This window comes from Paenibacillus sp. FSL R7-0179 (assembly GCF_038002265.1).
Classification (GTDB): Bacteria; Bacillota; Bacilli; order Paenibacillales; family Paenibacillaceae; genus Paenibacillus_AQ.
Genome location: NZ_JBBOCC010000001.1, coordinates 2,885,498 through 2,898,661, shown reverse-complemented (window position 1 = coordinate 2,898,661; position 13,164 = coordinate 2,885,498). Strand labels below are relative to the sequence as shown.

Genomic DNA, 13,164 nt, shown 5'->3' with positions numbered 1-13,164 from the left:
CTATCCGTGCAATTCCTGCCAGGAAAGAGGCGGCGAGAGAGGTGATCATTCTTTATGGAAGCCCAAATCCCGCAGGACGCGGTCCTGGTTACGCCAGTCTTTTTTCACCTTCACCCATAATTCCAGGAAAATCTTCGAGCCCAGCAGGTTCTCAATATCCGTCCGTGCGCGGCGTCCGACTTCCTTCAGCATCGCTCCCTGCTTGCCGATAATGATCCCCTTCTGGGAATCGCGCTCCACAAAAATAACCGCCGAAATATGCACGACCCCATTCGGCTCCACCTTCATATCCTCAATCGCCACGGCGATGGAATGCGGCACCTCTTCACGGGTCAGATGCAGAATCTTCTCGCGGATCAGCTCGGCGCAGACGAACTGCTCGGGGTGATCAGTAATTTGGTCGTCCGGATAATACTGCGGGCCTTCCGGCAAATATTTCTGCACCTGCTCCAGCAGCGTGTTGACGTTATTGCCCATCTTGGCAGAGATCGGTACGATCTCGGCGAACGTGTGCAGCTTGTTATACTCCGTAATCATCGGCAGCAGCGCTTCCGGTTCAATCTTGTCAATCTTGTTCATGACGAGAATGACCGGAGTCTTAATGCTTCCAAGCTGTTCCGCGATAAAACGGTCTCCGCCGCCCATTCCTTCAGAAGCATCCACCAGGAACAACACCGCTTCCACTTCATGCAGCGTGCTCATCGCGGTCTGATTCATGTAATCACCGAGCTTGGACTGTCTTTTATGGATACCCGGGGTGTCCAGGAATACAATCTGTGAGTTATTGGCCGTATAGACCCCGTGAATCTTATTGCGGGTGGTCTGCGGCTTGTCCGACATAATGGCAATTTTCTGGCCGATTACCTGGTTCATGAGTGTTGATTTGCCTACGTTTGGTCTGCCGATAATGGCGACAAACCCTGATTTGAATTTCATATGATCTTCCTTCCTTACTACGTGGTTATAATTGTCCATGGCGTTTAAAAGATTTTCGATCCCCCTAAATCCCCCTTCGCCAAGGGGGACCCCAAGGGCCCCGGCCCTCTGGACACCCGGAACTAACGTGGGCGCAGCGGTTGACGCGGTAAGAGACTTTGGAGCATGAGCGCTTGCCGTTCCCTGTGGGAACACGCTTGACTGCGGCGTGCAAAAAGAAACTGGTTACTTAACAAACCAACTAGTGCCTTAATTGTATTTTGTACACTTATTCTGCTCCAAAACAGAGGTTATTAGAGTTTAGTTGTAATTCATACATCTATTCTCCGCATCAAAGTAACTTTCAGCGATATCCGATAAATTTAGTTGTACAATTTACACTTAAATCAACTTTTGGAGGGAACAGGGGGAATTTAGTTGTACAATATACAGTTAACTCCCGAGCACGAGCGCGTGCAGCTCCCTGCGGGAACACGCTTGACTGCGGCGCGCAAAAGAAATTGGTTACTTTAACAACTAACTAATGCCTTAATTGTATTTTGTACACTTATTCCGTTCCAAATTAGCGGTTCAAGCGGTTTAGTTGTAATTCATACATCTATTTTGCTCATAAACGTCACTTTCGGCGATATCCGATGAATATAGTTGTACATTTTACATTAACTCAACTTTTGGCGGGAATAGGGGAGAGTTAGTTGTACAATATACAGTTACCTCCGGAGCGCGAGCTCTTGCAGCTCCCTGCGGGAACACGCTTCAGTGCGGCGCGGTTGATTGGTCAGTTGCAATACTTAGACCCATGCGATTCCCGCACGCATACGCTAGCTCCTGCCGTCACTCCGCGCTCTGTCCCTGCGCCAGATCCGCCGGGCCGAAGGCACCAGGGAGCAGGTCACGCACAGTAGTCTCCACAATATCGCCCTTCAGGTTGCCGAGAATGACCGGCATATCGGGGCCGCACAGCTCGACCATCACCTGGCGGCAGACGCCGCAAGGCGATACGGGACCATCCGTGTCCGCTACGACTGCGATAGCTTTGAAGGTACCGGGCTTATGCCCGTCCGCAATGGCGCGGAACATGGCCGTCCGTTCGCCGCAGTTGGTGGGACCGTAAGCGGCATTCTCGATGTTACAGCCGTGGTGGACCTTGCCGTCCTGATCCAGCAGCGCTGCACCCACCCCGAAGCGGGAATAGGGTATATATGCATTGGCTCTTGCCTTAATCGCTTCCTGAAGTAGTAGCGCAGAATCCATAGTTGTCCTCCTAATTAAAGATGACGGAGCGCGCAAAGCGGGTCCGCCTCTTACACCAGCTAAAGTTGTAAACTGATTATGACATAAGACCGGTGATCCAGTCCATCACGGGATGATAAAAAACATAGATTCCGGCAATCACGGCAAACACCGCCGTAAGCAGCACGGCGCCTGCGGCGGTATCTTTGGCCTTCTTGGCCAAGGGATGTATCTCAGGCGAAACCAGATCAATTGTTGCTTCAATCGCCGTGTTCAGCAGCTCCGCAGTCAGAACCAGCGTAATGGACAGCAACAGCAGCATCCAGCTTGCCAGCGGAAGCCTGAACACAGCGGCGGCAATCACTACAAGAACAGCAAGGCCGCTGTGCACCTTCATGTTCAGCTCCGATTTGAAGGCTGCTGCAATCCCGTGTGCTGCGAAGCGAAAGGAATGCCAGAATTTTTTATGGCCCACCGCCGTATTCTTGACCATTAGCGTGTCAACCCGACCTGAGCCAGCGCCTTCTCCTGCTTGGACATCATTTCGGCCTCAGCCTCCGGCTCCTGATGGTCATAGCCCAGCAAATGCAGGAATCCGTGGACGAACAGGAAGCCCAGCTCACGCTCCAGCGAATGGCCGTATTCCTCAGCCTGCTCCTGCGCCCGCGTAACCGAGATGATAATATCCCCAAGCACATTCGGTACTTCTTCCAGCTCTTCGTCTTCATCTGCTAAGCCGTACCGGATCTCCAGCTCGTCTTCTCCTGCCTCATTCATCGCGAAGGAGAGCACATCTGTCGGACGGTCAATGCCGCGGTACTCCAGATTCAGCTCGTGAATGCGTTCGTTATTGACGAAGGTCAGATCCACTTCCCCGGAGTCAATCCCTTCAGCATCCCCTGCTGCCCGAAGAATCCGCTCCAGCAGCTCGATCAGATCGCCGTTAATTTCATATTCATCCTGTTCATTGTTCCAAACGACGCTCAGGCTCATTTTTGATGGCCCCTTCCTCTTTTTTGGGCTTGCGCACATCCTCGGGGTATTCAATCCGGGAATGGAAAATGCCCATTACTGTCTCTTTCAATGTCCGCGAAATAATATCCAGCTCCTTGAGCGTCAGATCGCATTCATCGAACTGATGGTCATCCAGCCGGCTTTTGATAATCTTCTCAATCATGGTCTCCACCTGCACCACGGTTGGCTTACGGAGCGAACGGACGGCGGCCTCCACACTGTCGGCGATCCCGACAACGGCGGATTCCTTCGACTGTGCCTTCGGGCCGGGATAACGGAAATCCTCCTCCGTGAAGTCCGGCTCTACACCCTTGTCCTCTGCAAGCTTCAATGCCTTATGATAAAAATAATGCAGGAATGTCGTGCCGTGATGCTGCTCCGCTATATCGCGGATCGGCTTTGGCAGCTTGTATTCCTTCTGCATCTCCACCCCGTCCCGGGCGTGGGCCACAATGATCGATTTGCTCAGCTTCGGCTCAATCGAGTCATGCGGATTCTCCATATTGTTCTGGTTCTCTATGAAATAGAACGGGCGCTTCGTTTTACCGATGTCATGATAATACGAGCCTACCCGGCACAGCAAGCCGTCTGCACCAATCGCTTCGGCCGCAGCCTCGGACAGATTGCCTACCATTACGCTGTGGTGATAGGTTCCCGGCGTCTCAGTAAGCAGCTTGCGCAGCAGCGGGTGGTTCGGGTTAGACAGCTCTACGAGCTTCAGCGCCGACAGAATGCCGAACGTCACCTCGAAGAACGGCATCAGGCCAATAACCAGCACTGCGGTAAGCAGCCCCCCGGCAAAGGAAAAGCCCAGGGCATATAACGTATTCGTCTCGTTCCATACGCCCCCGCTCAGCATCGTCAGAATGGCTACGGTCAGGCAGCCTAGCAGGGACACCATAATACCGCCCTTTAGCAGTGTTGAGCGCTGTCCGGCACGGTGCGTCGAGAAGATGGCAACATAACTTACGATTAGGGCAAAGAAGCCGAAGGTGAAATCAAAGATAGTATTCTGCTGAACATTCAGCAGGATACTGGCCAGAATGCTGAACAGAATGGAACAGAAATAGGCTAAAGTCATGTCCAGCAGCATGGAGATCAGCATCGCGCCTAGAGCCACGGGTGCCAGATAGCCGATATACGTCCGCACATCCGTCTGCAGGAAGGCCGTCAGCTTCATCATAACAATCGTAATAATAAAGACCAGTACCAGCATAAGCAGCTGGGAGTTATTGTATTTGAAGCCTGAGGCTCCGCCATTGTAGCGGATGAAGGTCATCAGACCAAAGGACAACAGTGCAGAGAGCAGCAGCAGCCCAAGTTGCGGCCAGTAATTAATCTCTTTGCTGAGCAGCCCGTTCTCATCCAGCAGCTTGTACAGCTCAGGGGTAATCTCCTGATTCTTGGCAACCAGCACATCCCCCTGCTCGATGAACACATCCGGCGTATTCTGACGGGCCTGCACCTTCGCTTCCTTGGTGGCATCCTCGTCATAGAATTTATTCGCAGTGATTACCAGCCGCACCAGCTCCTGCACCACCTCACGGGCGGTCCGCTGGCCCAGCGAACTGACGCTGACCTGCTCGGCCACCTTGGCGCGAGCGCTCTGGGCATCGGTAATCTGGTCATTCATCAGCTTGGTGACAATATCCCGGGCCACCGGCTTCATTTCGATGATATCCTGCTGAGTCAGGCGCGGGATCTTGATATAGGTCTCTTCCGGAATGACGTAGGCCTGATCCTTGATGACGGACTGCATTTCATTCAGCAGATGCTCGGAGTAAGTCCCGGCCTTCTGGCTGGCAGCCACGAAATTAAGAATAAAATCATTCGCCCGCCGCGGAATCTCCTCCCGGTAAATCTCCGTCTTCTCACTCTGTGAAATCGTATCATCCTGATTCAGCCCGCCGATCCGGTCCAGCAGCAGAGTTACTAGATTCTCCGCCCGGATAGGAATAATGGCATAACGGTTGGTCACATTCTCTGCAGCAGTCTCCTGGGCCTTGAGCTTGGCGTTGGTGTCCAGGATTTGCTTGGGAGCTGTAATCTCCTTGGCACTGCGTGTTCCCTCTTTGATATCATACCTTTTGGGCAGCAGATCAGAGGACAGGCTGAGGTAGAAAACAACGGCCAATAACAGGAAAAGAGCATAGCGTGTCACCGCGCTATACTTCCATCCGCTGCTGCTATATACAAATCCGCTTAATTTCGATGGTTGCTTTGAGGCCATGAAGACAATCCCCTTTTTTATTGGAGGTTTTCGGCAGAGCGGTCATAGGCAACGATAATTTTCTGCACAAGGGAATGACGGACAACGTCCTGCTCTGCAAAGTAGACAAAGCCAAGCTCCTCGATACCGGAAAGAATCGTTTTGGCTTCGATCAGCCCTGACTTCTTGCCGCGCGGCAAATCGATCTGGGTCACATCGCCCGTGATGACCATCTTGGAGCCGAAGCCCAGACGGGTGAGGAACATTTTCATTTGTTCGGGCGTGGTATTCTGTGCTTCATCAAGGATGATAAAAGCATCCTCCAGCGTACGCCCGCGCATATAGGCAAGCGGTGCAATCTCGATCAGCCCGCGCTCCAGCGCCTTCGCCACCTGATCGGGCCCCATAACGTCGTACAAGGCGTCGTAGAGCGGCCGCAGATACGGATCTACCTTCTCTTGCAAATCTCCCGGGAGGAAGCCCAGGTTCTCCCCGGCCTCTACAGCCGGGCGCGTAAGCACGATCCGTTTGACCGAGCCTTCCTTCAGCGCCGTCACCGCGAGGACCACAGCCAGATAAGTCTTGCCTGTGCCCGCCGGGCCGATGCCGAAGACGATATCACGCTTTTTGATGGTGCTCACATAATGCTTCTGGCCAATGGTTTTGACACGGATCGGCTTGCCGCGGAATGTGGTTGTAATCTCGCCCTTGAACAGGTCCAGCAGCTGGTCGGCACGGAAATCCTTCGCCAGCTCCACGGCGTACTGCACATCGCGTTCGCTCAATATGTAACCCCCGCGAACGAGTGACAGCAGCACGTTGAAGAGCTGGCCCAGCATGTCCACTTCCCGCTCCGTACCTCGAATCGTAATTTCGGCCTCGCGTGAATTAATAACTGCCGGAATTTCTTTCTCAATGATTTTCAGGAATCCGTCCTGCGGGCCGAACAGGGATTGCGCTTCTCCCGCATTGTGCAAAGATATTTGAATGCTTGTAGTCTGTTCTGACAAGTAGCCTCATTCTCCTCAATTGTTTACTATCGGAAGTTCTTCCGCGATTCTCTCTTCCACCTCAAACAGCACTTTCATATAAACTTTACCATTCTCTTTCTTCTCATGCAAAATTTTTTGACTTTTGATGACGCTATCAGCGCCGTAACGCGCGAAAATATCGCTCCTCACCCGCGTTAATCCTTCCGCCCTGGCTGCCTCTGGAGTAAGCGCTTCAGCCGAAGCTTTGATCTCCAGCTCCTTCTCGGTCATCAGGCCCAGCGGCAGCTGAAAAGAGCGCCACGACAGCATATCGGGCTCTGAAAGCGTGCGGGACTTCGCAAACCCGGAGTCCCCGTAGCCCCACAGCTGAATCGCCCATTTGCCGAGAACAAGATAGGTGCGGTCCTTGCGTTCTCCTGTATACACACTGCCCGTTCTTTTGAGCGGTACCTCCAGATTATATTCATGCCATACAAGGCCTTTAACTATGCCTTTAGCGACTACAAACTCGGTATTCTCCTCGTCACCAAGCGCTCCGGAGATGAGGATGTCCCCTTTTTTGACCCGCGTATTCCGGCTGACCACCGGCCTGCCCTGCTCCGCATAGATTTCGGTCACCACCGCATCGGTCCGGCTGATGAGATGGCGCTGGCTGAGCAGCGGTTTATTATCCGGGCGGTCGGCTTCGACTACCTGGATGGTAATGCTCGTCCCGTTCCGGTGGAACCCGGCCCATGTCAGGCCCGGAACCAGGGTGGTCAGCTCCCGGGACAGCTCGTCCGACTCCTGCATGCGCCAAATCCACTGAAACGGATAGACGCCCTCCTTGCGTGCAGCTTCCAGAATGTCCTCGGTCGGAATGCGGGTATTCCCTTCCACCTTGACACTCCAGATCATCGAGGAGAGCAGCAGCAGGCCTACACCGAAGATCAGCATCCCTGCGGCAAAAAACTTCCGTCTCCACAAACGCGCGAGGCGAAACGGAAGTCCGTGCCTGGCTGTAACATGCATGCGGCAGCCTGTCTTTTTGAGGAGCGGGCGGAGCCGGAAAAAGTCATCCAGCAGCAGATTCAAAGAAGCGCCGTCCCCGGCAGGCCTCACATCCCAGATGATGATGCCCGCTCCGGTTACAGCATTAATCAACTTCTCCACCTGCGGTCCGCTCACATGCAGTGTAACGAACCCCCGTAGTGATGACAGAGGCGGTTCTTTCATGGATTCTCCCCACTTTCCTTATATCTGATTTCACCGATTACTCCAATGACGGCAAGCTCCTGGCCCAGAATGTTGCGGATGACCAGTCCTTCGCCGGAAATCTCCAGCACTCCTTGGGTTAATGCCAGCCTGAGCTGCTCCGAAGAGAAATGCAGCACGCCGCGGTGGTTCTCAATATACAGCTCCTTATTGCCGATCAGGGTGATCCGGGGCATCTCCTGCAGCACATCCTGCGGTAGATCCAATATCCCGTTTGTCCATCCCCGCAGCCTGCGGCCGATACGGGTCATAAGTAGACGCTCCCCCTTCCTGCCTTCTGTACACCTTATGCGGCGGGGCAGCCGTTTATGAGAAGAACTCACATGCGGTCTCCTTGGCAAAATAGCAAAAAAGCCTGAATCCTTTCCCGCTAAGGAATAGATCCAGGCTTATGTGCAGCATTACATGTTGATCAGGAAGCGAAGGCAAGAACTTAACGCCGCGTGGAATGCGGCTGGCGGGCACGGGGCGGACCCAGCACTTCCGCCCACACCAGGCCGCTGCGCAGCGTGTCAGGGTCGCCTGTGAGCGGATGGCGGGCGAATGCCGGTGAAGCTGAGCCACTGCTCTCTCCGCCTGCTTCAGAGCCCGCAGACGGTACAGCAGCCGCCATTCCGTCGAAGGCAGCCTGCAGCTCCTCCAGCTCCTGCTGCATGCGTTCTGTGCGGGCCTCCACGCTGTCTGGGTCATCGGCCTGCTCCAGAGACACCCCTTCGCCGGTCTCATCAGCGGCAGCCGGCTGCTCAGACCATGCTAGCGAAGACGGGACCTCCTGTGCAGCCGGCTGCGGGGCAGGCTGGTCCGTGTCTTCCCTTGCCGCTGCAGGCACCGGGAATCCGCTGCCCTGCTGCTCCTGCTCCGCACGCCCGGCCTTCCGGCGGCGGGGCAGCGTATTACCGATGCCCCCTCCGCCGCCGCCAAAGGTAGGCATCCCCCCGCGCGGGGCCTGTTTGTCTTTGCCCTTTCTCTTGTTCAGATTAGTGATGATCGCTATAGCCGCAAGCACCAGGAAATAGATCACGCTGCTCATGGGAGCTCACATCCCTTTATTTGTGGGGCGGACGGCTGGTGTCGTCCCCATCGTTTAGTTTGCCGAGGGAGCCGCGCATCTGCGTATCTGCCTCGATATTTTTCAGATTCATATAATCCATCACGCCAAGCTTGCCGGAGCGCAGGGCTTCGGCCATCGCCAAGGGAACCTGGGATTCAGATTCAACGACCAGCGCCTTCATCTCGACCACGCGGGCTTTCATCTCCTGCTCATGGGCAACCGCCATGGCCCGGCGTTCTTCAGCCTTCGCCTGGGCGATGCGCTTATCCGCTTCTGCCTGCTCAGTCTGCAGGTACGCACCAATGTTCTTGCCTACATCCACATCCGCAATATCAATGGACAGAATTTCAAAGGCCGTCCCGGAGTCGAGACCCTTGGAGAGAACGGTGCGGGAGATGGAATCCGGATTCTCCAACACATCCTTATGCGAGTTACTGGAGCCGACTGTGGTTACAATTCCCTCGCCGACACGGGCAATAATCGTCTCTTCGCCTGCACCGCCGACCAGCCGGTCGATATTGGCCCGCACCGTTACCCGTGCTTTGACCTTGACTTCAATTCCGTTCTTGGCCACAGCCGCAACAATCGGCGTCTCAATGACACGCGGGTTAACGCTCATCTGAACCGCCAGCAGCACGTCGCGTCCGGCCAAATCGATGGCGGCGGCACGTGTGAATTCCAGCGGAATATCCGCTCTCTGGGCGGCAATCAGCGCGTTCACTACCCGGTCCACGTTCCCTCCGGCCAGATAATGGCTCTCCAGCTGATTGATATTCAGCCCCAGCCCGGCCTTGGTCGCCTTAATCAGCGGATTGACAATCCGGCTCGGCGTTACCCGGCGCAGGCGCATCGCTACCAGCGTGATAATGCTGATTTTGACCCCGGAGGCCCAAGCAGATACCCACAGCATGACCGGGAAGAAGCTGAAGAATACGCTTAGTACAATAATCACGGCTACCGCGATCAGCAAAAAAGTAATCATAGATGCTTCCAACATACGCTTACCAACCTCCTATATTTTGATAGACAACGATCATTTCGTTGCTTCCTTCACGACCACGCGGGCACCTTCAACCTTCACTACGGATACGGCGGTCTGCGCCTCGATGAACCCGCCTTCTGTCACCACATCAATCCGTTCACCGTCAAAGTTGGCGGTTCCGGCCGGACGCAGCGGGGTTACGCTCATGCCGGAGGCTCCAATCAGACGCAGCTTCTCCGGGACAGGCACAAATCCTTTCTCTCTGGTTAGGCTATCCTGAAGAATGAACCGGTTCCAGATCCCCCGCTCCTTGAACACCACGGCTACAATCACAATGACCACAGCCGCCGCCGAAAAAGCAATGCCAAGGCTGAACAGCGCATGTGTAAAGCTGTAAGCAGCTCTCACAACACCCGCCACCAGACTGATGGACCCGAGTATCCCCAGAATACCGAAGCTCGGCACGAACAGCTCCAGAATCAGCATTACGAGTCCCAGAATGAACAGCAGCAGCGTCTCTGCCCCGGCGAAGCCGGCCACATAGTTGCCGAAGAAGTAAAGGGCGAACGCCAGCGTACCGACAATTCCGGGCACCCCAAAGCCGGGCACCAGCAGCTCGATGAATACACCGGCAATGCCCACGAAGAGCAGAATCGTCATGACCACCGGATGGGTCAGAAATTGCGACATTTTCTCCGCACCGGTATGCTCAATGCGGAAAATGTCGCCCGCTGAGTAGCCCAGCCAGGTAATCGCCTCCTGCTCCGTTCCGGCAATTCGGTCGGCGTACCCGGCCTGAAGTGCCTCATCGCTGCTCAGAGCGATAATCTCGCCTGCCTGCTTGTTCACGCCCAGCTCCGGGCGGTTAACTACCAGATGAACATCCATCATGCCGGCAGCCACTTCAGGATCACGCCCGTTCAGCGAGGCTGCTCCGGTCATTTTGGATTTCCAGTACGATACCATCTTGGCATCCTCCACGCTCTTCCCGTTCATGTCCACCAGCGAAGCGGCCCCGATCATGCTGCCCGGCTTCATGATAATGGCGTCCGCGCTCAGTGCAATATAGCTGCCTGCGGAAGCGGCGTTGCCTTTGATATAGGCCACCACCGGAATTTTGCTGTCTCTGACCAAAGTACCGATTCGTTCGGCAGAATCCACCCGTCCTCCAGGTGTATCGATCTCCAGAACAATCAGAACTGCGCCGTAATTCGCGGCCTCCTGAAAGCCCCGTTCCAGAAAGCTCTGCAGCCCCCGCTCAATCTCCTGGTCCACCGGAATAATGAACACAGGTCCGCTGACTACTGTACCCGAAGCTGCTCCCGGTGCACGGACCGCTTCATTATCCGCCTGAACGGTCCCCGCCAGTGGCAGGAACAAAAGAAGCATCAGCGCCGCGATACAGGAGAATATGATGGTGCGTAACTTATTCAAGCCTGCGCCCCCCTTTTGTACATGAACCATTTGCATTCTCAACTTATCATTGTATGTACGCCTGCATATAATTCCTAGTATACCTTATACGCAGGTCTATCCAAAAAGCTCCACATAATGAAAAACACCCCTTATAAAAGGGGTGCTAGCGTTATATTATTGCAGAAATTGCTGAACCGCCTGGTTCACAAGTTTACCATCGGCGCGACCTTTGACCTTAGGCATCAGTGCGCTCATCACCTTACCCATTTCACTTTTCGAAGAAGCACCGGTTTCCTGGATGGTCTGCTGTACAATTACTTTAATTTCTTCTTCGGTAAGCTGCTGGGGAAGATATTTAATGATAATCTCGATTTCTGCCTTAGTACTCGCGGCAAGCTCATCGCGACCCGCTGCTTCAAATTCTTGGAGGGCATCTTTGCGCTGTTTGATCTCACGACTAAGGATATCAAGCACTTCGTTGTCGTCTAATGTTCTCTTCAAATCTATTTCAAGATACTTTATTGTAGAACGAACCATTCGAATGGTGGAGAGTGTGAACTTGTCCTTACTCTTCATCGCTTGCTTCATATCTTCGTTCAATCGTTCGCTAAGATTCATGCGTGGGTAATCCTCCTAAAACTTTCTCTTACGAGCAGCCTCAGACTTCTTCTTGCGCTTTACGCTTGGCTTCTCATAATGCTTGCGTTTCTTCACCTCAGCCAAGACACCATCCTTAGCAATGGAACGTTTAAAGCGACGAAGTGCAGCATCAATTGTCTCGTTTTTGCGAACTTTCGTTTCAGACACCAGTTTTCCCTCCCTCCGACCAGACCGTCCAAGAGCATAACAACACGGTTCATCACCTTTCATTATAGGTCAAACCTAAATAAGGTGTCAACCTTCGCGTTATTCTTTTTTCAGTCAGGCAGTATATGGATACATTGCTTACTCAGGCATGAGAACTGGAGTTTCCGGTCAGGGCCCCAAGCTTGGCTCCGCCCAGCAGATGATAATGCAGATGGGGCACTGCCATTCCGCTGTCCGGACCGCAATTGTTAATCAGACGGTAGCCGCTATCGGCAATTCCAAGCTCTGCGGCAAGCTGCTGTGCTACGGCATGAATCTCGCCAATCAGCGGCAGATCCTCAGGTGTAACCTCATTCATGGAAGCAATGTATTTCTTCGGGATAATCAGCACATGCACAGGGGCCGCAGGCTCAATATCGTGGAACGCCAGAATCCGCTCATTCTCGAATACTTTTTTGGACGGAATTGAACCTTCAATAATTTTGCTGAATACAGTTTCCATACCACGCTTCCTCCCAAAAAATTTGTAATGCAGAAGCTTGCATCCGGCACTTTCCGCAGCACTGGCTGAGATCACAGACACGAACACTACTATCCTTCGTGCAACGGCCACCTGCCACACACAGGCGATGATCTGTTATCGTTCAATACAGCCTGAGCTCTGCGGGACGCACACGCCTGAAGATCTTCTGGCTTCCGGCCTGATCGGCTTCGCGACAAATTTCATTTTATGGAACTAATCATACAGGATGTTGAGCAATTACGAAAGGCGGAAGGCTATATTCCGGTAAAATCCGTTGTTCGGGGCGGATTACGCTGGGATTGTGAGGGAAAGTCGGCGGGAGCTATGTATAGGTATACTGGGGAGAGTAACAAGGAGCGTGGGGTCAGGGATGAGGAGGGAATAGGGAGAGAAGCCTCGAAGGGAGGACTGGAGTATCACGATAACAGTGAGTATAGGGAGGACAGACTGTATTATAACAGGTCTAGCGGCACGTTGTGTTCGTTTTTTTGAATACAATAATCCGGTAACACCACCATCAGCCTAGTTGGCTTTCTAACCCTTGCGGTGGCGCATTGTACTCGGTGTATCGTATACATTCGGTCCAGAAACACCTTCATTAGCAGAGTTATCCCTCTAACCTCGCGAGCACAGTTGTCCCCCTAACCTAGCGGTTGCAAATGTATTCGTTTTTTCGCATATATTTTGTTCGATTGCCTTAAAGGAGGGTGCTCCTTCCTTGGGGTATGATCGTTGCTAATTTTGAGC

General features: G+C 53.5%; 14 protein-coding genes. All 14 read right to left on the bottom strand.

Annotation, left to right across the window (positions count from 1 at the left end):
• Positions 1-45 precede the first annotated feature (45 nt).
• Positions 46-936 (bottom strand): GTPase Era, encoded by an 891-nt coding sequence (gene era, locus MKX63_RS12810; RefSeq protein ID WP_341017482.1) that lies wholly within the window; start codon positions 934-936, stop codon positions 46-48.
• Positions 937-1,770: 834 nt separating this feature from the next.
• Positions 1,771-2,190: a cytidine deaminase gene (locus MKX63_RS12805; protein ID WP_340993992.1), complete on the bottom strand. Its 420-nt coding sequence runs from the start codon at positions 2,188-2,190 to the stop codon at positions 1,771-1,773.
• Positions 2,191-2,266: 76 nt separating this feature from the next.
• Complete coding sequence (locus MKX63_RS12800; RefSeq protein WP_341017480.1) at positions 2,267-2,662, bottom strand: diacylglycerol kinase family protein; 396 nt, start codon at positions 2,660-2,662, stop codon at positions 2,267-2,269.
• A complete protein-coding gene (gene ybeY, locus MKX63_RS12795; protein ID WP_341017479.1) occupies positions 2,662-3,162 on the bottom strand; it encodes an rRNA maturation RNase YbeY in 501 nt (166 codons plus the stop codon). The genes MKX63_RS12800 and ybeY overlap by 1 nt, the downstream gene beginning before the upstream one ends.
• A complete protein-coding gene (locus tag MKX63_RS12790) occupies positions 3,134-5,413 on the bottom strand; it encodes an HD family phosphohydrolase (RefSeq protein ID WP_341017478.1) in 2,280 nt (759 codons plus the stop codon). The genes ybeY and MKX63_RS12790 overlap by 29 nt, the downstream gene beginning before the upstream one ends.
• A 17-nt stretch (positions 5,414-5,430) precedes the next feature.
• Positions 5,431-6,402 (bottom strand): PhoH family protein, encoded by a 972-nt coding sequence (locus MKX63_RS12785; protein WP_341017476.1) that lies wholly within the window; start codon positions 6,400-6,402, stop codon positions 5,431-5,433.
• Between the two features lie 15 nt (positions 6,403-6,417).
• Complete coding sequence (gene yqfD / locus MKX63_RS12780; protein WP_341017474.1) at positions 6,418-7,599, bottom strand: sporulation protein YqfD; 1,182 nt, start codon at positions 7,597-7,599, stop codon at positions 6,418-6,420.
• Entirely contained in the window at positions 7,596-7,889 is a 294-nt protein-coding gene (gene yqfC / locus MKX63_RS12775; protein WP_209872075.1) for a sporulation protein YqfC, read from the bottom strand. Before yqfC ends, yqfD begins: the two co-directional genes overlap by 4 nt.
• 182 nt (positions 7,890-8,071) lie before the next feature.
• Positions 8,072-8,668, bottom strand: a complete 597-nt coding sequence (locus MKX63_RS12770) for a hypothetical protein (protein WP_341017472.1) — start codon at positions 8,666-8,668, stop codon at positions 8,072-8,074.
• A gap of 16 nt (positions 8,669-8,684) precedes the next feature.
• On the bottom strand, positions 8,685-9,686 hold the full coding sequence (gene floA, locus MKX63_RS12765) for a flotillin-like protein FloA (RefSeq protein WP_341017471.1): 1,002 nt from the start codon (positions 9,684-9,686) through the stop codon (positions 8,685-8,687).
• Positions 9,687-9,722: 36 nt separating this feature from the next.
• A complete protein-coding gene (locus MKX63_RS12760; RefSeq protein WP_341018616.1) occupies positions 9,723-11,060 on the bottom strand; it encodes an NfeD family protein in 1,338 nt (445 codons plus the stop codon).
• A gap of 201 nt (positions 11,061-11,261) precedes the next feature.
• The gene (locus MKX63_RS12755; RefSeq protein ID WP_341017469.1) at positions 11,262-11,705 is read right to left on the bottom strand and encodes a GatB/YqeY domain-containing protein; all 444 of its coding nucleotides are present in this window, start codon (positions 11,703-11,705) and stop codon (positions 11,262-11,264) included.
• A 15-nt stretch (positions 11,706-11,720) separates the two neighbouring features.
• Complete coding sequence (rpsU, locus tag MKX63_RS12750) at positions 11,721-11,894, bottom strand: 30S ribosomal protein S21 (RefSeq protein ID WP_005547957.1); 174 nt, start codon at positions 11,892-11,894, stop codon at positions 11,721-11,723.
• Between the two features lie 142 nt (positions 11,895-12,036).
• A complete protein-coding gene (locus tag MKX63_RS12745) occupies positions 12,037-12,396 on the bottom strand; it encodes a histidine triad nucleotide-binding protein (RefSeq protein ID WP_341017468.1) in 360 nt (119 codons plus the stop codon).
• Positions 12,397-13,164: the final 768 nt, after the last annotated feature.

Excerpts from the sequence above, each read along its gene's own strand:
- MKX63_RS12755 (WP_341017469.1), bottom strand. The coding sequence starts at position 11,705 with ATGAATCTTAGCGAACGATTGAACGAAGATATGAAGCAAGCGATGAAG.
- yqfD (WP_341017474.1), bottom strand. The coding sequence starts at position 7,599 with ATGAAAGAACCGCCTCTGTCATCACTACGGGGGTTCGTTACACTGCAT.
- MKX63_RS12745 (WP_341017468.1), bottom strand. The coding sequence starts at position 12,396 with ATGGAAACTGTATTCAGCAAAATTATTGAAGGTTCAATTCCGTCCAAA.
- MKX63_RS12770 (WP_341017472.1), bottom strand. The coding sequence starts at position 8,668 with ATGAGCAGCGTGATCTATTTCCTGGTGCTTGCGGCTATAGCGATCATC.
- MKX63_RS12805 (WP_340993992.1), bottom strand. The coding sequence starts at position 2,190 with ATGGATTCTGCGCTACTACTTCAGGAAGCGATTAAGGCAAGAGCCAAT.
- MKX63_RS12760 (WP_341018616.1), bottom strand. The coding sequence starts at position 11,060 with ATGCTTCTTTTGTTCCTGCCACTGGCGGGGACCGTTCAGGCGGATAAT.
- MKX63_RS12800 (WP_341017480.1), bottom strand. The coding sequence starts at position 2,662 with ATGGTCAAGAATACGGCGGTGGGCCATAAAAAATTCTGGCATTCCTTT.
- yqfC (WP_209872075.1), bottom strand. The coding sequence starts at position 7,889 with ATGACCCGTATCGGCCGCAGGCTGCGGGGATGGACAAACGGGATATTG.
- MKX63_RS12790 (WP_341017478.1), bottom strand. The coding sequence starts at position 5,413 with ATGGCCTCAAAGCAACCATCGAAATTAAGCGGATTTGTATATAGCAGC.
- era (WP_341017482.1), bottom strand. The coding sequence starts at position 936 with ATGAAATTCAAATCAGGGTTTGTCGCCATTATCGGCAGACCAAACGTA.
- ybeY (WP_341017479.1), bottom strand. The coding sequence starts at position 3,162 with ATGAGCCTGAGCGTCGTTTGGAACAATGAACAGGATGAATATGAAATT.
- floA (WP_341017471.1), bottom strand. The coding sequence starts at position 9,686 with ATGTTGGAAGCATCTATGATTACTTTTTTGCTGATCGCGGTAGCCGTG.